Genomic DNA, 698 nt, shown 5'->3' on the forward strand with positions numbered 1-698 from the left:
TCTTACTGTGTCATAAGTTGCTGACAGCATGGACATCGTGGCAGCCGCCGCGCCAGGGCGCGGGCGAGTTTAATCCGGATGGTGGCGATGGAGTTGGCGACGTGGCGTTCGGGGCGCAGCGGCGGCGCCGCGGGGTCGGTAACCTTCGGATAGCGCAGGTGGCTTGAGGAGCGGCGCCAACCGTGGGGCTGAGGGGGGAATCAGACTCCGTTCGGAGACCAGGAATCCATAAGCGGCAATCGCGAGCGTGGCGTGGTGGTGGAAGCCGCGCCAACCTCGACCTTCATAGTGGCCAAGGCCGATCTCCTGCTTGAGTTCCTGATAGTCCCGCTCGATCCGCCATCGCATCTTGGCCTGATCGACGAGGCCGGCAAGCTTGGTCTTTCCAGGCAAGGTCGAGAGCCAGTACTTGGTTGGCTCGACTTCACCGTCCGGCCATTCGATCAGGAACCATTCCTCAGCGTGGGGGACGGAGCGCCAGTAGTCGCGATGGGCCGGCCGAACCCGCACGGCGGCAAAGCGCGAGGCAAGCGACGCCTTGGAGCCCTCGCGCCAAGTAACCATGTGCCAGGCGTCCTCGGGCAGCGCTTGCGCCAGTTCCTTGGCTGAGACCGGTGCATGTTCGGCCTGCCGCCGAACGCGCGAGGGCGGGCGTCCGCGTCCGCTCCACGGCTTCGGCGGCAATGGTTGCGTGCCGG

The 698-nt window shown here is 65.9% G+C and carries 1 protein-coding gene; it reads right to left on the bottom strand.

What is annotated here, in order from left to right; all coding sequences use genetic code 11:
• Window positions 1–69: 69 nt before the first annotated feature.
• On the bottom strand, window positions 70–698 hold a 629-nt coding region (locus MAXJ12_RS34185; RefSeq protein WP_008840839.1), incomplete at its 5' end, for an IS701 family transposase.

This window comes from Mesorhizobium alhagi CCNWXJ12-2, assembly GCF_000236565.1.
GTDB lineage: Bacteria > Pseudomonadota > Alphaproteobacteria > Rhizobiales > Rhizobiaceae > Allomesorhizobium > Allomesorhizobium alhagi.